Source organism: Streptomyces parvus (genome assembly GCF_032121415.1).
Taxonomy (GTDB): Bacteria; Actinomycetota; Actinomycetes; order Streptomycetales; family Streptomycetaceae; genus Streptomyces; species Streptomyces globisporus_A.
Genome location: NZ_CP135079.1, coordinates 5,777,711 through 5,799,452 on the forward strand (window position 1 = coordinate 5,777,711; position 21,742 = coordinate 5,799,452).

Below are 21,742 nucleotides of genomic sequence, written 5' to 3' on the forward strand. Positions count from 1 at the left end.
GGACGACGACAACGCGCCCGGTTGCGGACCTGGAGAGGTCCGCAACCGGGCGCGTCACGGAGGTCTCCGCCCCGCCCGATCGGCGGCGGTCGAGGCGGAACCCGGTCACTGACGGATACGGTCGCGGATCCAGACCCCGGCCTCCTTCAGGACCCCGGTGCCCGCCCAGGTGGAGCCGTTGCAGGTGCCGGTCTTGAAGACGGCGCCGGAGCGGTGGTCGTCGGAGTAGTTCCAGTTGGTCCAGGAGATCTTCTTGCGCTTCATCAGGTCGAGGTAGCGCTGCGACATGGCGAAGTCGTTGGCGCCCTCGCCCGCGTAGTTCTGCGTTCCGAACTCCGTGACGAACACGGGCAGTCGGTCGGAGGCCCGGTCGAGCGTGTTCAGGTACTCCTCGCGGTGCGAGGCCGCGTAGAAGTGGAAGGTGTACATGATGTTCGAGGCGTTGACGGGGTTGTTCACGACCTCCGACTCGTTTGCGCCCTCGGACACCCCGAAGGACGACCAGGCACGCGTGCCGACCAGCACGACCGCGTCGGGGTCCTGGGCCCGGATCACCGGAATGATCTGCTCGGCGTACGACTTGATGGCCGACCAGCTCACCCCCGAGGGCTCGTTGGCGATCTCGTAGAGCACGCCCGGGTGGTTCTTGTACTTCTTCGCCATCGCCGTGAAGAAGGTCTTGGCCCGCGCCAGGTTCGCGTTCGGATCGCCCGGGCTCAGCATGTGCCAGTCGATCACCGCGTACATGCCGCGCGCGTGCGCCGCGTCGACGAACTTCTGCGCGCGGGCGGTGAATCCGGCCGGGTCCGTCTCGTATCCGCCCTCCTGCACGTAGGTGGAGACGCGCAGCACGTCGGAGCGCCAGTCCTGGGCGAGCGCGTCGAGCGAGCCGCCGGTGACGCACTGGGCGTACCACTGGGTGCCGTGCGTGCTCATGCCGTTGAGCGCCACAGCCTGGCCGGAGGCGTTGCACAGCTGACGGCCGCAGACCGAGAGCTGCCCGTTGGCGGCGAGCGGGGTGGCGGCGGTGGGAGCGGCGGGCGCCGGTGCGGCTCCGGCGCGGACGGGAGCCATCAGCGCGGTGACGACACCGAGCGCGGACGCGGCGAGCAGGGCCTTGCGGGCCATCCTGCGACGGCCGGGCGTGACGGTGGGGGGAGTGGGGCGCTGGTGCATGGTGGTGCTCCCTTCGGAGGGGGTGGGAGGCGCCATGTCGGCAGAACTGAAAGTAAAGGTTCCTACCAATTGACGTCAACGGGGATGGGCAACTTTCCTTCCTGTTAAACGCGCTTGGCGGAAGGGCCGGTTGGAGGCCCTTCCGCCAAGCACCCGCCCCGGGTGCGCCCCGGCGCGGCTCAGCCCGTCGGCAGCGGATAGACCGCCAGCGAGAACGAGTGCCCCGCCGGATCGGCGTACACCCGCACGTCCCGGGGCCCGCTGTTGCTGTCGCCGGTGTCGACGGGCCGGGCGCCCAGGGATATCGCCTCCCGCTCGGCCTCGTCGATGTCCTCGCGCGCCACCAGGATCCGCAGATGCGACTGCTGCGAATCCTCCGGACGCGGCCAGCTCGGCGGGGCGTAGCCGTGGTCGCGGCGGATCGCCAGCCGGACGCCGTCGTTGCCGACGACCTCGATGAAGTCGGGGTCGGTGCCGATCCGGGTCTCGGCACCGAAGAGACCGGCGTAGAACTCGGCCAGCTCCATGGGCTCGGCACAGTCAAGGACGAGGACGCTCGTTTTCTCCACAGTCATGCGGGAACGGGTACCCCCGGCGGGCGTGGCCACGCCGGGCCGGAGCCGTCCCGGAAAACCGGAATCCGGGCCACCGGTGCGGCCGCGTCCCGGATGAGGAAACACCCCACGCGACCTAAGGTGCGAACCATGGCACGGAGCACGGCCCAGCCCGGGCAGACCGGAGGCGACGCCGCCCCGGACGGCCCCGACCCCCGGCGTTGGCAGGCACTCGCCGTCTGCCTGGTCGCGGGCTTCATGACCCTGCTGGACGTCTCCATCGTCAACGTCGCCCTCCCCTCCATCCGGGAGGGCCTGAACACCCCCGAGTCCGACCTCCAATGGGTGCTCTCCGGCTACGCCCTCGCCTTCGGCCTCTTCCTCATCCCGGCCGGACGCCTCGGCGACGCGCGGGGCCGCCGGGCGGTCTTCATGGCCGGACTCGCCCTCTTCACCCTGGCCTCCGCCGCCTGCGGAGCCGCCCAGTCCAGCCTGTGGCTGGTGATCGCCCGTCTGGTGCAGGGCATCGCGGGCGGCCTGATCTCCCCGCAGATCTCCGCCCTGATCCAGCAGATGTTCTCCGGGCGCGAGCGCGGCCGGGCCTTCGGCATGTTCGGCACGGTCGTCGGCATCTCCACGGCCGTCGGACCGCTGCTCGGCGGACTGCTCATCCAGGCCGCGGGAGCCGAGCACGGCTGGCGCTGGGTCTTCTACGTCAACCTCCCGCTCGGCGTCGTCTGCCTCCTGCTCGCCCACCGGCTGCTGCCCGACACCCCCTCCGCGACCCGGGTCCGCCCTCGCGACCTGGACCCCTTCGGCGTGCTGCTCCTGGGCGCCGGGGTGCTGGCCCTGCTGCTGCCGTTCGTCCAGGCCCAGCAGTGGCCCGGCAACACGAAATGGCTGCTGCTCGCCCTGGCCGCCGCCCTGCTCACCGCGTTCGCCGCCTGGGAGTCGCGGTGCACGGGCGGACGCGTCCAGCCGGTCCTGGACCTGTCGCTGTTCCGGCTGCGCTCCTACTGGCTGGGCTGTCTGCTGATCCTGCTCTACTTCGCCGGGTTCACCTCGATCTTCTTCGTCACGACCCTCTACCTCCAGTCCGGCCTCGGCTACTCCGCGCTCCTGGCCGGACTCGCGATCACCCCCTTCGCCCTCGGCTCCGGCGTCGCCGCGTCCATCGGCGGCCGGCTCGTCGGCCGCTTCGGCCGCCCGCTGGTGGTGGCGGGCCTGGCCATGGTCGCGCTCGGCCTCGCGGGCACCGCCCTCGCCGTCCACCTGGTCCCCGGCCCCGGTGCGGGCTGGGCCATGGCCGCCCCGCTGCTGTTCGCCGGCCTCGGCAGCGGGCTGGTCATCGCCCCGAACCAGACCCTGATGCTGGCGGAGGTCCCGGTCCACCAGGCGGGAAGCGCCGGGGGCACCCTGCAGACCGGCCAGCGGGTCGGCTCCGCGATCGGCATCGCCGCCGTCGGCGCGGTGTTCTTCGCCCAGGTCGGCCCGGACGGCTGGGCCGACGCGTACGACCACGGGCTCATCGTCTCCGTCGCCTTCGTCCTGGCCGCCCTGATCGTGGCGGTGGCCGATGTCGGGGCGGGCCGGCGGGGCAGACGACGTAACGAGCGACAGGACACCGACGCATCGAGGAGCACGGCATGAACGACACGACCACGGACGCCACCGGAGACGACGGCGCCGGGAGCGGCGGCAACGACTCCTACGGCCACAAGCCGTTCAAGCGGTCCAAGAGCCACTTCCCCGACCGGATCACCGCGGACGGCCGCGACGGCCGGCCCGTCGAACCCGGCCGCTACCGGCTCGTCGTCAGCCGGGCCTGTCCGTGGGCGAGCCGGGCCCTGGTCTCCCGGAGGCTCCTCGGCCTGGAGGACGCTCTCTCCCTCGCCGTCGCCGACCCGATCCAGGACGACCGCAGCTGGCGCTTCACCCTCGACCCGGACGGCAAGGACCCCGTCCTCGGCATCCACCACCTCAGCGAGGCCTACGACGCCCGGGAGCGCGACTACCCCGGCGGTGTCAGCGTGCCCGCGATCGTGGACGTACCGAGCGGGCAGCTCGTCACCAACGACTACCAGCGGATCACCCTCGACCTCGCCACCGAGTGGACCGCGCTGCACCGGCCCGGCGCCCCCGACCTCTACCCCGCACCGCTGCGCGCGGAGATCGACGAGGTGGTGGAGGGCATCTACCGGGACATCAACAACGGCGTCTACAAGTGCGGGTTCGCCAGCTCGCAGCGGGAGTACGAGGAGGCGTACGCCGCCCTCTTCGCCCGCCTGGACCAGGTCTCCGCCCGGCTCGCCGACCGCCGCTACCTGGTCGGCGACACCATCACCGAGGCCGACATCCGCCTCTTCACCACCCTGGTCCGTTTCGACCCCGTCTACCACGGCCACTTCAAGTGCAACCGGAACAAGCTGACCGAGGACCCCGTCCTGTGGGCGTACGCCCGCGACCTCTACCAGACGCCCGGATTCGGCGACACGGTCGACTTCGACCACATCAAGCGGCACTACTACCAGGTGCACACGGGCATCAACCCGACCGGCATCGTCCCCGCCGGACCCGACCTCTCCGGCTGGACGACCCCGCACCACCGCGAACAGCTCGGCGGCCGCCCCTTCGGCGACGGCACGCCCCCGGGCCCGGTACCGGAGGGCGAACGGGTCACCCCGCCCGCTTCCCGTTGACCGGGGCGCTCAGCGAGGGGCGGCCGGTGGTGGCGCGAGCGTGCCCCTGGCCAGCGGCGTACGGGCCAGGCGCACGCAGCCCGTGGCGATCAGGGCCAGCGCGACCAGCTCGGGCAGCAGCCACCACCCGGTCCGCAGCTCCTCGTCGAACAGCGTCACCCCGTACAGGATGCTGATCAGCGCGTCCCCCAGCGTCAGCATCGGCTGCACGGCCACCAGACTGCCCGCCTGCAGGGCGTTCTGGAGCAGGAAGAGCGCACCCACCCCGGCCGCCGCCGTGGCGTACAGCTGCCAGGACGCCAGCAGCGCGACCACCCCGCCGACGTCCAGGTTCGCCATCGCGTCCTTCATCAGCGCGGCCGTCAGCGCGTACCCGCACGCGGCGGCCAGGCCCAGCAGCGCCGCCCGGAGGTTGCCCCGGGTGCGGAGCGCGGCGACGATCAGCCCCGCCTCGAACACCCCGGTCACCAGCAGCGCCGGAATCCAGGCGACGCCCTCCACCGTGTCGCTGCCCTCGACCGGGGCCGCCGCCGCCATACCGAGCGCCAGGCCCGCCGTGACCGCCGAGACCCCGGACCAGACGGCCGCGTCCGCCCGCACCCGCATCACCAGACCGGCGACCAGCAGGGTCAGCGGCAGCTCGATCACGAAGATCGGCTGGACCACCGCGATCGGCCCGGTGGCCAGCGCGATCGCCTGGCAGACCGCCGCCACGATCACCAGCCCGATCCCCGCCAGCCACACCTTCTGCCGCATCAGACGGGTCATCAGCGACAGCCGCATCGCCTCGCTGTCGGGCACCTCCATCGCCGCCCGGCGCTGGAGCACCGAGGCGCAACCGTTGCTGAGGGCGGTCAGGACGGCGAACAGAACACTGATCACCGGCCCATCATGGCGGCGGCCCGCCCGGGGCGCGCGGCGCGGAGGTCCGGTGGGCGTAACGCACGTACTCCACCGCTTGCGGACCGTATCCGACCGCAAGCCCCGGTAGCGTGCGGACCATGGCCGCGAAGACGCACCGCCCCGCCGCACCGCCCGCCGTTCTCTCCACCCGGGCGCTGAACCGGGCGACCCTGGACCGGCAGCTCCTGCTGCGCCGGTCACCGATGTCCGCGAAGGACGCGGTCGCCCATCTCGTCGGGCTCCAGGCCCAGAACACCAAGCCCCCGTACTTCCAGCTGTACGCCCGGCTCGCGGACTTCGACCCGGAGGAGCTGTCCGCCCTGATGGAGTCCCGGGAGGCCGTCCGGACCGTCTCCCTGCGCTCCACCCTCCACACCCATACGGCGGACGACGCGCTCACCCTGGGCCCGCTGGTGCGGGCGCCGCGCGACCGGGAGCTGAGGAGCTTCCGGCGCGGGCTGCAAGGGGTGGACCTGGACCGGCTGGCGGCGGTGACCGAGGAGTTCGTCGCGGAGCGTCCGCGCACGCTGGGGGAACTGCGCGAGGAACTGCTCACCCACTGGCCGGACGCGGAACCCCTCGCGCTCTCCGTCGCCGCCCGCTGTCTGCTGCCCCTGGTCCAGGTCACCCCGCGCGGACTGTGGGGCCGCAGCGGACAGGTGGCCCTGACCACCGTCGAGCACTGGCTCGGCCGGTCCGCCGAACCCGCGCCGACGCCCACGCTCGACGCCACCGTGCTGCGCTACCTGGGCGCGTTCGGCCCCGCATCGGTGATGGACTTCCAGTCGTGGGCGGGCCTGACCCGCACCAAGGAGGTCTTCGAACGGCTGCGGCCCGGGCTGCTCGCCTTCCGCGACGAGCGGGGCGTCGAGCTGTTCGACCTCCCGGACGCCCCGCGCCCCGCCCCGGACACCCCGGCCCCACCGCGCTTCCTGCCCGAGTTCGACAACGTCCTGCTCGGCCACGCCGACCGCACCCGCGTCATCCCCGAGGGCAACCAGGGGCGCAACGGGAAGGGCAACCAGACGTACGGGAGTGTCCTCGTCGACGGATTCCTCGACGCCCTCTGGCGCGTCGACCACGAGGGCGGCACCGCGATCCTGACCGTGCAGCCGCTGCGGAAACCGACCCGCGCGGAGCGTACGGAGATCACCGAGGAGGCGGGGCGGATGCTGACGGTGATGACGGACGCGACGGACCACGACGTCCGGTTCGGCACGTTCCTGGACTTCGGGGACTGAGCGCACCGAGAGTCCTCGGGCGCCGAGACCCCGGCGGCCCGCGGGTCAGGGCAGCAGCCCCGCCCGGCGGGCCGCCACCACCGCCTCCAGCCGGGTGTGCGCCCCCAGCTTCCGCATCGCGGACCGCAGATACCCCTTCACCGTCTCGGGCCGCAGCCCCAGCCGCTCGGCCGCCGCCGCGTTCGTCGCGCCCGCCGCCACACACGCCACCACGTCCACCTCGCGCGGGGCGAGGCGGACCTGCCGGGCCGCGGGCGCCTTGACCCCCGACGCCGAGGCGAGCCGCCCGCAGACCTCCAGCAGCTCGTCGCGCAGGGCCGGGTCGACAACCCTCGGGACCAGGGCGCGCAGGTCGCGGTGGGCCTCGCGTACGTCCTCCCACGCCCACGGCACCGCGTCCGAACCGCTCACCCGCTCCCGGCCCGCCGCCAGCAACTGCCGCGCCGAGTCCCGTACCGCCAGGGACTGCTCCACATCACGGGCCGCCGCCACCACCGCGTCGAAGGTCCGGTCGCCGAGCGTGACCGGCGTACGCAGAGCCCCGTACAGCACGCCCCGCACCGCACGCCGCACGACCACGGGGACCGCGACGACCGAACGCAAGCCCTCCGCCGCCACCGCCGCGTCGTACTCATGGCTGATGTGGCGGGAGGAGGCGTAGTCCGTCACCGCGCAGGGCCGGGACAGGGCGATGGCCTTGCCGCCGAGGCCGCTCCCGGCGGAGATGACGAGACCCCGCAGGGCGCTGGTCTGCGCCCCGTTCAGCTCGGCGATCCGTGCGTGGCGCGCGTCCGACAGCAGTCCGCCGAACACCACGGGGAGTCCGCTCGTGCGGCGCAGCCTCAGCAGCGCTGCCTGCATCTCCACCGCATCGACCGCTTCCGGCACTCCGACGCCCCTCCACCCGGCCCGCGCAGCCCTCCGGACGGAGGAGAGGACCACCCCCGTCCGGGGGTGGTGAGACCTGGGTCACTGTTTACATGATGTTAGGCGACCGGTCCGTAACGAGGAGGGCACATGTCGGCAACCAGCGCGACCGAGACGTTCCGGGCCGCCCGGGACTTCCTGCTGGAGCACCGCGAGGACTACGAGCGGGCGTACGCCGGCTTCCGCTGGCCGAGGGCGGACCACTTCAACTGGGCGCTGGACTGGTTCGACGTCATCGCCGAGAACAACGACCGCACCGCCCTGCACATCGTGGAGGAGGACGGCCGGCGCACCGAGGTGTCCTTCGCCGCGATGTCCGAACGCTCCGCCCGGGCCGCCAACTGGCTGAAGGCGCAGGGCGTACGGGAGGGCGACCGCATCCTCGTGATGCTCGGCAACCAGGTCGAGCTGTGGGAGACCGCGCTCGCCGCGATGAAGCTGCGCGCCGTCGTCATCCCCGCCACCCCGCTGCTCGGCCCCGCCGACCTGCGTGACCGGGTGGAGCGCGGCCGGGTGCGCCACGTGCTGGTGCGGGACGCGGACACCGCGAAGTTCGACGAGGTCCCCGGCCGCTACACCCGGATCGCGGTCGGCGAGGAGGTGGCGGGCTGGCTGCCGTACGCGGAGGCGGCCGAGGCGCCCGCCGCGTTCACGCCCGGGCGGGAGACGGACGCGGACGAACCGCTGATGCTCTACTTCACCTCGGGCACCACCGCCAGCCCCAAGCTGGTCGAGCACACCCATGTGTCCTATCCCGTGGGCCACTTGGCGACGATGTACTGGATCGGCCTCAAGCCCGGCGACGTACACCTGAACATCTCCTCGCCCGGCTGGGCCAAGCACGCCTGGTCCAACCTCTTCGCCCCGTGGACCGCCGAGGCCACCGTCTTCATCTTCAATTACACCCGCTTCGACGCGGGCCGGCTGATGGCCGAGATGGACCGCTCGGGCATCACCAGTTTCTGTGCTCCGCCCACGGTCTGGCGGATGCTCATCCAGGCGGACCTGAGCCGGTTGGCCACCCCGCCGCGCGAGGTCGTCGCGGCCGGGGAGCCGCTGAACCCGGAGGTCATCGAGACGGTCCGGCGGGAGTGGGGCGTCACCATCCGGGACGGCTTCGGACAGACCGAGACCGCCGTCCAGGTCGCCAACACCCCCGGCCAGCCCCTCAAGACCGGCTCCATGGGCCGCCCGAGCCCCGGCTTCACCGTCGAACTGCTCGATCCGGTGACCGGGCAGCCCGGGGCGGCGGAGGGGGAGATCGCCCTCGACCTCTTCGACCGTCCAGTCGGGCTGATGACCGGCTACCACGGCGACCCCGACCGCACGGCCGAGGCGATGGCCGGCGGCTACTACCGCACCGGGGACATCGGCGCCCGCGACGAGGACGGCTACATCACCTACGTCGGCCGCGCCGACGACGTGTTCAAGGCCTCCGACTACAAGATCTCGCCGTTCGAGCTGGAGAGCGCCCTGCTGGAGCACGAGGCGGTCGCCGAGGCCGCCGTCGTACCCGCCCCCGACCCGCTCCGCCTCGCCGTCCCGAAGGCGTACGTCGTGCTCGCGGAGGGCTGGGAGCCGGGGCCGGACACGGCCAGGATCCTCTTCGAGCACTCCCGGGCGGTCCTCGCCCCGTACAAACGCATCCGCAGGCTGGAGTTCGCGGAGCTGCCCAAGACCGTCTCGGGCAAGATCCGCCGCATCGAACTCCGCGAACGCACCGCCCTGGGCACCGGCGCCGAGTTCGACGAGGGAGACCTGAAATGAGCCTGCTTTCGTACGCACACGGCGTGGGCGACACCGCCCTGCTCGGCGACACCATCGGCCGCAACCTCGATCGGACGGCCGCCGCGCACGGCGACCGCGAGGCCCTGGTCGACGTGGCCTCGGGCCGGCGCTGGACGTACACGGAGTTCGTCGCGGACGTCGACGAACTGGCCCGGGCCCTGATGGCGTCGGGGGTGGCGAAGGGCGACCGGGTCGGCATCTGGGCGGTCAACTGCCCCGAGTGGGTGCTCGTCCAGTACGCCACGGCCCGGATCGGGGCCGTCATGGTCACCGTCAACCCGGCCTACCGCGCCCACGAGGTGGAGTTCGTCCTGAAGCAGGCGGGCATCTCCCTGCTGATCGCCTCGCTCGCGCACCGCACCAGCGACTACCGCGCCCTCGTGGAGGAGGTCCGCGGCAACTGCCCCGGCCTGCGGGCCGTCCACTACATCGGCGACCCGTCCTGGGCGGAGCTGACCGCAGCCGCCCCCGCCACCACGCGCGAACAACTGGCCGCCCGTGAGGCGGAGCTGTCCTGCGACGACCCGATCAACATCCAGTACACCTCGGGCACCACCGGCTTCCCCAAGGGAGCGACGCTCTCCCACCACAACATCCTCAACAACGGCTACTTCGTGGGGGAGACGATCGCCTACACCGAGGCGGACCGGGTCTGCCTCCCGGTGCCCTTCTACCACTGCTTCGGCATGGTGATGGGCAACCTCGCCTGCACCTCGCACGGCGCCTGCATCGTCATCCCCGGTCCTTCCTTCGAACCCGCCGCCGTGCTGGCCGCCGTCCAGCAGGAGCGCTGCACCTCGCTGTACGGGGTGCCGACCATGTTCATCGCCGAACTGAACCTGCCGGACTTCGCCGCGTACGACCTCTCCTCGCTGCGCACCGGGATCATGGCCGGTTCCCCGTGCCCGGCCGAGGTGATGAAGCGGGTCGTCGCCGAGATGCACATGGCCGAGGTGTCCATCTGCTACGGGATGACGGAGACGTCACCCGTCTCCACCCAGACCCGCCGCGACGACGACCTGGAGCGCCGCACCGGCACGGTGGGACGCGTGCTGCCGCACATCGAGGTCAAGGTCGTCGACCCGGTCACCGGCGTCACGCTGCCGCGCGGCAGCTCGGGCGAACTGCGCACCCGGGGCTACAGCGTGATGCTCGGCTACTGGGACCAGCCCGACCGCACCGCCGAGGTGATCGACGCCGGGCGGTGGATGCACACGGGCGACCTCGCGGTCATGGGCGAGGACGGCTACGTCCAGGTCGTCGGCCGGATCAAGGACATGATCATCCGCGGCGGCGAGAACGTGTACCCGAGGGAGATCGAGGAGTTCCTGCACGGCCACCCGAAGATCGCCGACGTGCAGGTGGTCGGGGTCCCGGACGAGCGCTACGGCGAGGAGATCCTGGCCTGCGTCATCCCCCGGGACCCGGCCGACCCGCCCACCCTCGATGAGCTCACCGAGCACTGCCGGGAGAGGCTCGCGCACTACAAGATCCCGCGCAGGCTGCGGATCCTGGAGACCTTCCCGATGACGGTCAGCGGCAAGGTCCGCAAGATCGAACTGCGCGAGACGTACGCGGACTGAGCAGGGGCGGCCGGGCGGGACGGGCGATCAGGCGGCTTCGATGATGTCGGGGTCGCCCCGCGTCGCCGCCGCCCACTCGATGAGCAGCACCTCGTACGTCGCCGCCTCCACCGCGGACCAGTCCGGTCCGGTGGCGTCGACGAGCGCGCGGATGGCCTCGTTGGCCTGCTCGGCGGCGGGCGCGGGGCGGTCTGCGGGGTGGGAGCCGTCAGGGAGTAATGCCATGCGCACAGTTTAAGGGCCACCACTGACAGCGAGGGCCCCCGAAGCGTCCGAGGCCCCCGGAGTGTCCGGAACCGGTGGGGTCTTCGCGGGCTTCGGAGCCTTCGACGGCCGGGGGACGGCCGACAGTTCGCGTCGCATGCAGACCCGGGGCCAGCGGTCGAGGCCGTGCTGGGCCTCCTCCGCGCGGATCGCGCGGAGCCCGTCGGTGAGTTCGTGCTCGGCCAGGACCCGGAAGCCGATCCTGGCGTAGTACGGGGCGTTCCACGGCACGTCGGTGAAGGTGGTCAGGGTGAGCGCCGTCATGCCCCGCCGCGCGGCCAGGGCGGCGAGGTGGACGATCAGGTCCCGCCCGATGCCCCGGCGGGCGGCGGCGGGGTCGACCGAGACCTGCTCGATGTGCAAGGCGTCGTCGACGGGATCGGCGAGCACATAGCCGAGCGGCCGGTCGCCGGTGGCGGAGAGGGGGTCGGTGGCCACCCAGCAACGGCCTGCCTGCCGGTAGCTCTCCAGCAGGTCGAGCGGGGGCGGATCGTCGTCGGCCACGAAGGCCATGCCGAGGGCGCGGAACGGTTCCCCTGCGGCGCGCTCGATGTCCTGGAGCACCGGGAGATCGGAGCGTCTGGCGGAGCGGATACGCATGTACTCAGTGTGCCGCGCCGGAGGCCGGACCGGTACGCGGGTGGCCGGATCCGGCTACCTGGGCCAGGCCCGGTTCGTTCGTTCAGGCGCCGGTGCCGACCAGCTCGTCGGCAGGGCTGTTCACCGGCTGCGGGGTGCCCGTGAGGTCCAGGACGAAGAGCGGGAGGCCGACGCCGTCCGCGCGGGCCCGGGCGTCGGGGGCGTACCCCGCGAGGGAGAAGAAGACCCCGGTCGCCGAGGTGCCCAGCGCGTTGAGCCAGAGGGTCTCGACCGCGCGCAGCGTCGCCGGTCGGGTGCTGGAGTCGACCCGGGCGATGACCCCGTCGCCCCGCAGATCGATGCCGGAGGCCGGGGCCACGCCGGGCCGGCCGACGTCCCGGTAGCCGAGCCAGCTCAGGTAGAGGCCGGCCGTCGTCACCGCGTCGTGGCCCGTACGGATCGTCATCGGGCGGAACGCCGGGCGCGGGTGCGCGGCCGTACGCGGCAGGGGGATGTGGGCCGGCGGGACCGGTGCGGCGGGGGACGGGGCGGTGGCCACCGGGCGCACCGGTATCCGCAGGACGGTGCCGCACGGGCAGCACAGCTCGGGCTGCGGCCACTGGTCCTCGCGGGCGCAGGACGAGCAGCGGACGGTGACCCAGACGTCGTTCCAGCTGCGGTGGCCGACCCGGACCGCCGGGGCGTCGGGGAGCAGCGGCGGGGCGGTGGGCATGCCGCACGGGCAGGGGTATGCCGGGGTGCTGTAGGCGTGGTCCCGGTTGCATTGGGGGCACCGGACCGGCACGGACTCCACGTTCGTCTCCCTCCGGCACGGTCGTGCGGCCGACTCCGCACCGTGCCTGGCTCGTCACACCATCGTCCACCAGGAGCGGGGCTCCGGGGAGGGGATCGACGTACTTCATGCGGTGCGTGCGGCGGTGCGCGCCCTTGACTGCGATCGCCCCAGCTTCTAGATTGCTTCCATATAGCAGAACTGAGTTTCCGTAATGCGGAATTGGTGCTCTCAGGTGGCGCGACAGAGCCCGACTCCACCAATCCCGAGCAGGAGCTTCCATGCCTCGTATGACCGCTGCCCGAGCGGCAGTTGAGATCCTGAAGCGCGAAGGCGTCAGCAACGCGTTCGGCGTTCCGGGCGCGGCGATCAACCCCTTCTACGCGGCCCTCAGGGCCTCCGGCGGGGTCGACCACACGCTGGCCCGCCACGTCGAGGGTGCCTCCCACATGGCGGAGGGGTACACCCGGGCCAAGGCCGGCAACATCGGCGTCTGCATCGGTACGTCGGGTCCGGCGGGCACCGACATGATCACCGGGCTGTACTCCGCCATCGCCGACTCCATCCCGATCCTCTGCATCACCGGCCAGGCGCCGACGGCGGTCCTGCACAAGGAGGACTTCCAGGCCGTCGACATCGCCTCGATCGCCAAGCCGGTCACCAAGGCCGCGACCACGGTCCTGGAGGCGGCGCAGGTCCCCGGCGTCTTCCAGCAGGCTTTCCACCTGATGCGCACCGGCCGTCCGGGACCGGTCCTCATCGACCTGCCGATCGACGTCCAGCTCACCGAGATCGAGTTCGACCCCGAGCTGTACGAGCCCATCCCGGTGCACAAGCCCGCGGCCTCCCGCAAGCAGATCGAGCGGGCCGTGCAGATGCTGAACGCCTCGGAGCGCCCCGTGCTCGTCGCGGGCGGCGGCATCATCAACGCCGACGCGTCCGAGCTGCTCGTGGAGTTCGCCGAGCTGACCGGCGTCCCCGTCGTCCCGACCCTGATGGGCTGGGGCATCCTCCCCGACGACCACGAGCTGAACGCCGGCATGGTGGGCCTCCAGACCTCGCACCGCTACGGCAACGCGAACTTCCTGGAATCCGACTTCGTCCTCGGCATCGGCAACCGCTGGGCCAACCGCCACACCGGCAAGCTGGACGTCTACACCCAGGGCCGCACCTTCGTCCACGTCGACATCGAGCCCACCCAGATCGGCAAGATCTTCGCCCCGGACCTCGGCATCGCCTCCGACGCCAAGGCCGCGCTGGAGCTCTTCGTCGAGGTGGCGCGCGAGCTGAAGGCGGCGGGCGGACTGAAGGACCGCTCGGCCTGGGCGGCCTCCACGCGGGAGCGCAAGGCGACCCTCCAGCGCAAGACGCACTTCGACAACGTGCCGCTCAAGCCGCAGCGCGTGTACGAGGAGATGAACCGGGCGTTCGGCCCCGAGACCCGTTACGTCACCACGATCGGCCTCTCCCAGATCGCGGGCGCGCAGATGCTGCACGTCTACAAGCCGCGCCACTGGATCAACTGCGGCCAGGCGGGTCCGCTGGGCTGGACGATCCCGGCCGCGCTGGGCGTCGCCACCGCCGACCCGGAGGGCACGGTCGTCGCCCTCTCCGGCGACTACGACTTCCAGTTCATGCTGGAGGAGCTGGCGGTGGGTGCGCAGCACCGTATTCCGTACGTCCACGTCCTGGTGAACAACTCCTACCTGGGGCTGATCCGCCAGGCGCAGCGCAACTTCGACATCGACTTCCAGGTCAACCTGGAGTTCGAGAACCTCAACTCCCCGGAGCTGGGCGTCTACGGCGTCGACCACGTCAAGGTCGTCGAGGGCCTCGGCTGCAAGGCGATCCGGGTCACCGAGCCCGACCAGCTGCTGCCGGCCTTCGAGGAGGCGAAGAAGCTGGCGGCGGAGTTCCGGGTGCCGGTGGTCGTCGAGGCGATCCTGGAGCGGGTCACGAACATCGCGATGAGCGGGACCGACATCGCTTCGGTGAACGAGTTCGAGGACCTGGCGACGGACCCGTCCCACGCCCCGACGGCGATCCGCCCCCTGACGGCGTCCTGACGGACCCGTCACCCACGAGGGCCCTTGCCCCGGAGCACACCTCCGGGGCAAGGGCCCTCTCATGCGTTCGTGTTCAGCGGGTGTCGCACGCCGCCCAGAAGCGCTCCAGCGCCTCCGCTCCCCGGTCGGGGTCCTGGAGCATCCAGTAATGGGTGAGCCCGTCCAGTTCCTCCGTCCGCGCTCCGAGGCGGGCGGCCACCTCGTGGTCCAGCGCGGGCTGCGCCATCGGATCGCCGGTCGGGACGAGGACGAGGCCGGGCGCCGGGGCGGGGCCGTCGAACTCCCGGCCCCAGTCGGCGTGGAGGTGGGGCCGGGCCGACCGGTAGAGCGCGAGGACGGCCGCGCTCATCACCTCGTCGTGCACGGCGTCGACCTCGGTCGCCAGTTCGGCGCTCATCCCGCGGGGGCGCAGGAAGTCGCCGAAGGACGGGCTGCCGGGGGAGTCGGCGCGCAGCGACGCGAGCAGTTCCTCGCCCTGCGGGCTCTGCTGGAAGAGGACGGCCGCCTCGTGCCACCGGTAGTCGGGGTGCCAGCCGTGGGCCACGTCCGAGACCCAGCTGCGCACCGGAACGTCGTACGCGGAGACGACCCGCATCGCCAGGTGCGCCCCCCAGTCGTGGCCGACCAGGTCCACCGGTCCGCCGAGCGCCCGCAGTTCGTCCGCCAGCCAGGCGGCGTACGCCTCCTTGTCCACCAGGCCGGCCGGTCGGGGGCTGCCGAAGCCGGGCAGCCGCAGGGCCAGGGCGGGGCGGTCGATCCGCTCCCGGAGGGCGTTCCAGACGGCGGGGGTTTCCGGCACCCCGTGGACGAACACGACGGTCATGACGGCTCCTGACAGAGAAGTGGATTACCTATCCACTTGACCGTAGCAGCGAGCTGATAGGTTATCCACATCGGTTGTCCGGGAGAGGTGCCGAGGAGGGGTGCGATGAGGGCCGACGCCGTACGCAACAGGGAGAAGGTCTTCGACGAGGCCCGGCGGGCCGTTGCCGACGGGGAGACCGGTCTCACCCTCAATGAACTCGCGCGCAGGGCGGGTGTGGGCGTGGGGACGGTCTACCGGGTCTTCCCCACGCAGCGGGCGATGCTGGAGAGCGTCCTGGAGGAGGAGGTGCGCCGGCTAACCGACGCGGCCGAGGAGGCCCACGGGCGGCCCGATCCCGCCTCGGCCCTTGTGGACTTTCTGCGCGCGGCCCTCGCGGCGGCCCTGGCCCGGCCCGGTCTCATCGACGTGCTGATCACCGGGTCCGACGAGACGGAGTCCCTGAGCCGGGCCAAGGGGGAGCTGGTCGCGGCGGTCTCCCGGCTGCTCGGGCTGGTGCGCCCGGTCCCCGCTCTCACCGGTGAGAATCTGCTGAAGCTGCTGTGCGGGCTGGTGCATGCGGTGGGGGAGCATCCGGTGGAGCGGAGGGGGGCGGCTGCCGATGCGTATCTTGCTTTGCTGCGGGGCGGCTTGGCGCCGCGCGGCGCTTGAGCGTGGGCCCGTCATTCCAGCCTGCCGTGCCGCGCTTGAGGGCGGCCCGCGTCAATCCCGGCCCGTCCGGCGTTTGAGGACGGAACCCTGGGGCGGGTGGGCCTGAAACCCTTCGGGCGGCGAATCCCCCTGTCCCTACACGGAGGGTGCGGGCCCACCACCGCGAGGCTTCCGTCCTCAAACGCCGGACGGGCTGGAAATGCGCGAGGGTTCCGTCCTCAAACGCCGGACGGGCTGGATTTCCGGGCTCGGCCCATCGCGAGGAGACGGGCTGGAGATGAGGGTGCGGGCACGCAGAAGGGCGTGGAGTACGGGACCGTATCCGTACTCCACGCCCTCGTTCAGGGGGTGACAGGGACCGCGGCGGCGGCGATCGGCCCGGGCGAGGGCGTCTCCTTCAGGTCAGGAGACGGTCCCCGGGCCTTCACCACCGCACTGGCATCGCACAGCCGCCGCGGCCTCGTCGTCCTGCCCCCACCGCGCGACACCCCTCATCCGGGTACGCGGTACGGGCAGGGATCCGGGGGAGGCTCAGTCCTCGCGCAGGGCGCGGACGGCCTCCTCCACGCGCTTGCCGTAGTCGGCGTCGGCGGCGTGGAAGTGGGCGAGGTTCTTCTCGATCACATCGTCGCGGGTGACCTGCGAGAGGCTTCCGGCGATGTTCGCGACCAGGCGGCCCTTCTCGTCCTCCGACATGAGCCGGAAGAGCTCGCCCGCCTGGAAGAAGTCGTCGTCCTTGGCGTGGGCGGGCGCCTCGTGCGTGCCCGTCCAGCCGTGGATCGCGAGCGGCGCGGCGAGCGCCGCGTCGGTCTGCGCCGGACCGGCGTACGAGTTCGGCTCGTAGTTCTTGTCGTGGCGCGAGCCGTTGCGCGTCGCGTGCAGCCCGTCGCGGCCGTAGTTGTCGACCACGGCCGTGCGCGGCGCGTTCACCGGCAGCTGGGTGTGGTTGACGCCCAGGCGGTAGCGGTGCGCGTCCGCGTAGGCGAACAGCCGGCCCTGGAGCATCTTGTCCGGGGAGGGACCGATGCCGGGCACGAAGTTGTTCGGGGAGAACGCGGCCTGCTCCACCTCGGCGAAGACGTTGTCCGGGTTCCGGTCCAGGACCAGCCGGCCGACCCGCTGGAGCGGGTAGTCCGCGTGCGGCCACACCTTGGTGAGGTCGAAGGGGTTGAACCGGTAGTCCGCGGCCTCGGCGGCCGGCATCACCTGGACGTACAGCGTCCAGGACGGGTTGACACCGCGCTCGATGGCCTGGAGCAGGTCCGTCTGGTGCGAGTTGGCGTCCTTGCCGACGAGTTCGGCGGCCTGGTCGGCGGAGAGGGACCGCACGCCCTGGTTGGTCTTGAAGTGGTACTTGACGAAGAAGGCCTCGCCCTCGGCGTTCGTCCACTGGTAGGTGTGCGAGCCGTAGCCGTTCATGTGACGGTACGAGGCGGGGATCCCGCGGTCGCCCATCAGCCAGGTGATCTGGTGCGTCGCCTCGGGGGCGTGCGCCCAGAAGTCCCAGACGTTGTCCGGCTCCTGCCTGCCCGTGAACGGGTCGCGCTTCTGCGAGTGGATGAAGTCGGGGAACTTGACCGGGTCCTTGATGAAGAACACCGGGGTGTTGTTGCCGACCAGATCGTAATTGCCCTCGTCCGTGTAGAACTTGAGGGCGAAGCCGCGCGGGTCGCGGACCGCGTCCGCGCCGCCGAGCGAGTCGGCGACGGTGGAGAAGCGGATGAACGTCTCGGTGCGCTTGCCCACCTGGGAGAGGAAGTCGGCGCGGGTGAAGCCCGTGACGTCGTCGGTCACCTCGAAGTAGCCGTACGCACCGGAACCGCGGGCGTGCACCACGCGCTCCGGGATGCGCTCACGGTTGAAGCGGGCGAGCTTCTCCAGGAGGTGCTGGTCCTGGAGGAGGATCGGTCCACCGACACCGGCGGTGGCGGAGTTCTGGTTGTCGGCGACCGGGGCGCCTGACTCGGTCGTGAGCACACGCTTAGCCATGTGGCGGGATGACCTTTCGTACGAGCTGCTGACGGCTTGAGGAGCGTAGATTCGCCGCGGAGAGAACGTCAACAGTTTGTTGAAAACGAAGTATGTGGTTCCGGGCCGCGGCGGCGCCTGGGCGCGACAGGACAGGTGTCAGCGCCACCGCGGCCCGGAGATCAGGGGGCCCGTCGTGGGCCGTCGCCCCGTGCGAGGCCGGGGGCTCCTCGCGGAGCCGGAGGGGTCAGACCTGGGAGCCGGAGAGCCGCTCGACCGAGCGCAGCAGCGCCGAGTGGTCGAGGCCGCCGTCGCCCTGGGCGCGCAGCGAGGCGACCAGCTGGGCGACGACACCGCCGACGGGCAGGGCCGCGCCGACGTTGCGGGCGGCGTCGGTCACGATGCCCATGTCCTTGTGGTGCAGGTCGATCCGGAAGCCGGGGGCGAAGTCCCGCTTCAGGAAGTTGTCCTTCTTGCGGGTCAGCACGGTCGAGCCGGCGAGGCCCCCGTTGAGGACGTCCAGCGCGGCGGTGAGGTCCACCCCGGACTTCTCCAGGAAGACCACGGCCTCGGCGCAGGCCTGGATGTTCACCGCGACGATCAGCTGGTTGGCGGCCTTCACCGTCTGGCCGGAGCCGTGCGGGCCGCAGAGCACGATGGTCTTGCCGAGCGCGTCCAGGAGCGGCTTCGCGGCGTCGAAGTCCGCCTGCTCGCCGCCGACCATGATGGACAGGACCGCCTCGATGGCACCGGCCTCGCCGCCGGAGACCGGCGCGTCCAGGACCCGGATGCCCTTCTCGGCCGCGTTCTCGGCGAGGTCGACCGAGGTCTGCGGGGTGATGGAGGACATGTCCACCAGCAGCGCGCCGCGCTTCGCGTTCTCCAGGATGCCGTCCGGGCCGTACGCGATGGCCTCGACCTGCGGCGATGCGGGCACCATCGTGATGACGACATCCGCGTCCTGGACCGCGTCCGCGATCGAGGAGGCGCCGGTGCCGCCGGCCGCGACCAGCCGGTCGATCTTGTCCTGCTCCAGGGTGTATCCGGTGACGGAGTAACCGGCCTTGATCAGGTTCTCCGACATGGGGGAGCCCATGATGCCGAGACCGATCCAGGCGACCTTGGGGAGGTTGTTGCTCATGAGGGTGCCTTCCTGAAAAACGTGTGTACGTAAGGGGGTTGGGCGCGACATCGAGGCCGCCCCGGCCCGTCCGCAGCGAGGGGGCCGGTCAGCCGGCCGCTCGGGCCGACACCGGGAGCCAGTCGAAGGACTCGGCGCTCGGCCGGTCGCCCGGCTTGTACTCCAGGCCGACCCAGCCCGCGTAACCGGCGTCCTTCAGCTCGTCGAGCAGCCGCTCCAGCGGGAGCGAGCCGGTGCCCGGCGCGCCGCGGCCCGGGTTGTCGGCGATCTGGACGTGGCCGGTCTTCGCGGCATAAGCCTTGATGGCCTGGCTCAGGTCCTCGCCGTTCATCGAGAGGTGGTAGAGGTCCAGCAGGAACTTGGCGTTCCCGAGGCCCGTCGCCGCGTTCACCTTGTCGACGACCTCGATCGCGGCCGGTGCGCTGACCAGCGGGAAGAGCGGCGACTCCGGCTTGTTCAGGGTCTCGATCAGGAGGATCGCCCCGACGCGGTCCGCCGCGCGGGCGGCCTGCACCAGGTTCTCCAGCGCGAGCGCGTCCTGGACCTGCGGGTCCGCGCCCTCCACGCGGTTGCCGTACAGCGCGTTGAGCGCCGTGCAGCCGACCGAGGCGGCGAAGTCGGCCGCCACCTCGATGTTGGCCCGGAAGCGGTCCGACTCCGTGCCGGGCACGGAGAGCGCGCCGCGGTCGGGGCCGGGGAGCTGTCCGGCGTAGAAGTTCAGTCCCACCAGCTGGGTGCCGGCGTCGTCGAGCGCCTTCTTGAGGGCGTCGAGCTCCGCCTGCGGCGGAGTGGGGGTCTCGATCCAGGGCCACCACAGCTCGACCGCGGTGAAGCCCGCCGCGGCGGCTGCCGCGGGACGCTCCAGGAGCGGGAGTTCCGTGAAGAGGATCGAGAGGTTCACATCGAAGCGCTGGTCCGGGTATCCCATGAGGATGTCGGCGCTCCTTCCGTATTGCGGAAGTTAGTTTCTGCTTAACGGAAGATTGCCCGGAGGGAGGCGAGGCTGTCAAGGGGGTGCCGCAAAATTCGCCCCGGTCGGCGGCGTACGGAATCGGTGGCAGGAGCCCCTCCGGGCATACGAAAGCGGGGCGGGGGCCGCCGTCGACCCCCGCCCCGCCCGGCTCTCACGCCGTACGTACTGCCCCTAGCTGCCCGGAACCGTGTCCTCGAAGCTCGTCCCCGCACTGCGGTACGCCCCGACCATCGCGTTCACCTGGGAGGGGGTGAGCACCTGGTCCTTCACATGCAGGACGTAGTCCACCTGCTGGTCGTAGGCGCGGGGTGTCGTGCTCGGCTGGCCCTCCAGATCGATCAGCCACTGGTTGAAGTTGATCGACATCGGCCGCTCGGGCAGATACGCCGCCCCGTGCGTGCCGAAGTGCTGACCGTCGACGTAGTACGTGATCTGGTTGTCGTCGATCGTCACCACCAGGTCGTGCCAGCCCGCGTACGACGCCCGGACCTCGCTGTGCGCGTTGACCGCCTCCCACGGGTCGGGCCGGTAGGTCTCCCACGAGGTCGTGTAGAGGATGTTGGCCGGCTCGCCCCAGCCGCCGTTCGGCAGATACTCGAAGTCGTACTCCGCGTAGTCGTCCGCCATCGGCGCCTTGAGGTCGTTGATGGTGAAGAAGGTCTGCACGATCCGGTCGCCGTCCGGGCCCGAGCGCGGCGCGTCGCTGAACTTCACCCGGGACGCGTAGGTCCCGTTCTTGAACTTCATCGACTTGGTCAGGATCTCGGTGTGCTTCGTCGAAGCGCCTGTGCCCGCCGTCGACGTCTCCAGGTTCATCACCGAGTTCCCGCTCTGCGAGGCGAAGGTGACGTTCTCGGGCGCCCAGGTCGCGCCCGGCACTCCGGGGCCGCCGGAGTTGGACCGTACGCTCCAGCCGTTGGCGTTGATCTTCGGGTCGGTGTGGGAGCTGTAGGTGAAGTCATCGAAGAGCCGGGGGCCTTCGGTCGGCGGGTCGGTCGGGTCCGGCGGGTCGGTCGGGCCGTTGCCCCCGGGCGCCTCGCCCCACACGGTGGCCCCGTTTACGTGGGCCGTCACCTTGGACCAGTCGCCGTACGCGGTCCGGTCCGGGCCGAAGGAGTAGTCGTCGGACTGGACGAGCGAGGCCCAGGAGCTCTGGTGGAAGCGGAGTTGCATGTCCCCGGTGTCCGCGCCCGGTGCGAGCGAGCCCGCCCCGGCGGTGAAGCCGATCTCCAGGTAGCGGTCGGCGGTGGCGGTCGGGTTCGCGAGCGTCTCGAACGTACCGGTGATGTTCGCGCACCCCTTCACCGCCCAGGAACAGGCGAACCGGTAGGCGGCGGAGGCCGAGTCGGCCTTGAAGTAGTAGCGGACCTTCACGCCGCTCAGCGGTACGGAGGTGGAGCCGGCGTTACGGACCTTCAGCCACGGCTCGCTCTGGTCGGCGCTCGCACCGGACGCGCTCGTCCGGTACTGGACCACGAGCCCGTCGGCCGCGGCGGACGCCGAGGACGGCCACGCGGCCAGACCGGTGGCGGCCAGGGCCACGGCGGCGGCCGAGGCGGCGGCGGTGCGCAGCCTGGACCTGTGCGGATTCCTGCGTGATGTGTTCACAGGCG

19 protein-coding genes are annotated in these 21,742 nt (G+C 71.5%); 7 read left to right on the forward strand and 12 right to left on the reverse strand.

Features of this window, described 5'->3' with window-relative positions; translation table 11 throughout:
• Positions 1 to 105: 105 nt before the first annotated feature.
• Together RNL97_RS26985 and RNL97_RS26990 are read right to left on the reverse strand one after the other, a co-directional pair.
• On the reverse strand, positions 106 to 1,176 hold the full coding sequence (locus RNL97_RS26985; RefSeq protein ID WP_030585202.1) for a glycoside hydrolase family 5 protein: 1,071 nt from the start codon (positions 1,174 to 1,176) through the stop codon (positions 106 to 108).
• A gap of 179 nt (positions 1,177 to 1,355) precedes the next feature.
• Positions 1,356 to 1,751: a VOC family protein gene (locus RNL97_RS26990; RefSeq protein WP_030585204.1), complete on the reverse strand. Its 396-nt coding sequence runs from the start codon at positions 1,749 to 1,751 to the stop codon at positions 1,356 to 1,358.
• A 129-nt stretch (positions 1,752 to 1,880) separates the two neighbouring features.
• On the opposite strand from RNL97_RS26990, the gene RNL97_RS26995 reads away from it, so the two are divergent.
• Together RNL97_RS26995 and RNL97_RS27000 are read left to right on the forward strand one after the other, a co-directional pair.
• Positions 1,881 to 3,380 carry an MFS transporter gene (locus tag RNL97_RS26995; RefSeq protein ID WP_313751292.1) on the forward strand — a complete coding sequence of 500 codons (1,500 nt, stop codon included), beginning with the start codon at positions 1,881 to 1,883 and terminating at the stop codon, positions 3,378 to 3,380.
• Complete coding sequence (locus tag RNL97_RS27000; protein ID WP_030585208.1) at positions 3,377 to 4,429, forward strand: glutathione S-transferase family protein; 1,053 nt, start codon at positions 3,377 to 3,379, stop codon at positions 4,427 to 4,429. The genes RNL97_RS26995 and RNL97_RS27000 overlap by 4 nt, the downstream gene beginning before the upstream one ends.
• A 9-nt stretch (positions 4,430 to 4,438) precedes the next feature.
• On the opposite strand, the gene RNL97_RS27005 is transcribed toward RNL97_RS27000, so the two are convergent.
• Positions 4,439 to 5,311: a DMT family transporter gene (locus RNL97_RS27005; RefSeq protein WP_313751293.1), complete on the reverse strand. Its 873-nt coding sequence runs from the start codon at positions 5,309 to 5,311 to the stop codon at positions 4,439 to 4,441.
• Between the two features lie 119 nt (positions 5,312 to 5,430).
• On the opposite strand from RNL97_RS27005, the gene RNL97_RS27010 reads away from it, so the two are divergent.
• Complete coding sequence (locus tag RNL97_RS27010; protein ID WP_030585214.1) at positions 5,431 to 6,573, forward strand: winged helix DNA-binding domain-containing protein; 1,143 nt, start codon at positions 5,431 to 5,433, stop codon at positions 6,571 to 6,573.
• Positions 6,574 to 6,618: 45 nt separating this feature from the next.
• On the opposite strand, the gene RNL97_RS27015 is transcribed toward RNL97_RS27010, so the two are convergent.
• Positions 6,619 to 7,461, reverse strand: a complete 843-nt coding sequence (locus RNL97_RS27015) for a response regulator transcription factor (RefSeq protein ID WP_243315671.1) — start codon at positions 7,459 to 7,461, stop codon at positions 6,619 to 6,621.
• Positions 7,462 to 7,590: 129 nt separating this feature from the next.
• On the opposite strand from RNL97_RS27015, the gene RNL97_RS27020 reads away from it, so the two are divergent.
• Positions 7,591 to 9,267, forward strand: coding sequence for an AMP-binding protein (locus RNL97_RS27020; RefSeq protein WP_313751294.1), 1,677 nt, complete (start codon positions 7,591 to 7,593; stop codon positions 9,265 to 9,267).
• Positions 9,264 to 10,871 carry an AMP-binding protein gene (locus RNL97_RS27025; RefSeq protein ID WP_030585225.1) on the forward strand — a complete coding sequence of 536 codons (1,608 nt, stop codon included), beginning with the start codon at positions 9,264 to 9,266 and terminating at the stop codon, positions 10,869 to 10,871. The genes RNL97_RS27020 and RNL97_RS27025 overlap by 4 nt, the downstream gene beginning before the upstream one ends.
• A gap of 27 nt (positions 10,872 to 10,898) precedes the next feature.
• On the opposite strand, the gene RNL97_RS27030 is transcribed toward RNL97_RS27025, so the two are convergent.
• From RNL97_RS27030 to RNL97_RS27040, 3 genes are all read right to left on the reverse strand, one after another.
• Positions 10,899 to 11,096: a hypothetical protein gene (locus RNL97_RS27030; protein ID WP_030585228.1), complete on the reverse strand. Its 198-nt coding sequence runs from the start codon at positions 11,094 to 11,096 to the stop codon at positions 10,899 to 10,901.
• Positions 11,097 to 11,105: 9 nt separating this feature from the next.
• On the reverse strand, positions 11,106 to 11,735 hold the full coding sequence (locus RNL97_RS27035; protein WP_313751295.1) for a GNAT family N-acetyltransferase: 630 nt from the start codon (positions 11,733 to 11,735) through the stop codon (positions 11,106 to 11,108).
• An 82-nt stretch (positions 11,736 to 11,817) separates the two neighbouring features.
• A complete protein-coding gene (locus tag RNL97_RS27040) occupies positions 11,818 to 12,528 on the reverse strand; it encodes a hypothetical protein (protein ID WP_030585232.1) in 711 nt (236 codons plus the stop codon).
• 260 nt (positions 12,529 to 12,788) lie between these two features.
• Between RNL97_RS27040 and gcl the strand changes: the two genes are divergently transcribed.
• Positions 12,789 to 14,573 (forward strand): glyoxylate carboligase, encoded by a 1,785-nt coding sequence (gene gcl, locus RNL97_RS27045; protein WP_313751296.1) that lies wholly within the window; start codon positions 12,789 to 12,791, stop codon positions 14,571 to 14,573.
• 73 nt (positions 14,574 to 14,646) lie between these two features.
• On the opposite strand, the gene RNL97_RS27050 is transcribed toward gcl, so the two are convergent.
• Positions 14,647 to 15,396: an alpha/beta fold hydrolase gene (locus tag RNL97_RS27050; RefSeq protein ID WP_030585237.1), complete on the reverse strand. Its 750-nt coding sequence runs from the start codon at positions 15,394 to 15,396 to the stop codon at positions 14,647 to 14,649.
• A 105-nt stretch (positions 15,397 to 15,501) separates the two neighbouring features.
• Here RNL97_RS27050 and RNL97_RS27055 point away from each other — a divergent pair, with 105 nt between their 5' ends.
• Complete coding sequence (locus RNL97_RS27055; protein WP_032765784.1) at positions 15,502 to 16,047, forward strand: TetR/AcrR family transcriptional regulator; 546 nt, start codon at positions 15,502 to 15,504, stop codon at positions 16,045 to 16,047.
• Positions 16,048 to 16,578: 531 nt separating this feature from the next.
• On the opposite strand, the gene RNL97_RS27060 is transcribed toward RNL97_RS27055, so the two are convergent.
• The 4 genes from RNL97_RS27060 to RNL97_RS27075 form a co-directional block, all read right to left on the reverse strand.
• A complete protein-coding gene (locus tag RNL97_RS27060) occupies positions 16,579 to 18,036 on the reverse strand; it encodes a catalase (RefSeq protein WP_313751297.1) in 1,458 nt (485 codons plus the stop codon).
• Positions 18,037 to 18,262: 226 nt separating this feature from the next.
• Entirely contained in the window at positions 18,263 to 19,156 is an 894-nt protein-coding gene (locus tag RNL97_RS27065; protein WP_313751298.1) for a 2-hydroxy-3-oxopropionate reductase, read from the reverse strand.
• Positions 19,157 to 19,244: 88 nt separating this feature from the next.
• Entirely contained in the window at positions 19,245 to 20,084 is an 840-nt protein-coding gene (locus tag RNL97_RS27070; RefSeq protein ID WP_313751299.1) for a TIM barrel protein, read from the reverse strand.
• Between the two features lie 216 nt (positions 20,085 to 20,300).
• The gene (locus RNL97_RS27075) at positions 20,301 to 21,737 is read right to left on the reverse strand and encodes a cellulose binding domain-containing protein (RefSeq protein WP_313751300.1); all 1,437 of its coding nucleotides are present in this window, start codon (positions 21,735 to 21,737) and stop codon (positions 20,301 to 20,303) included.
• Between the last annotated feature and the right edge of the window lie 5 nt (positions 21,738 to 21,742).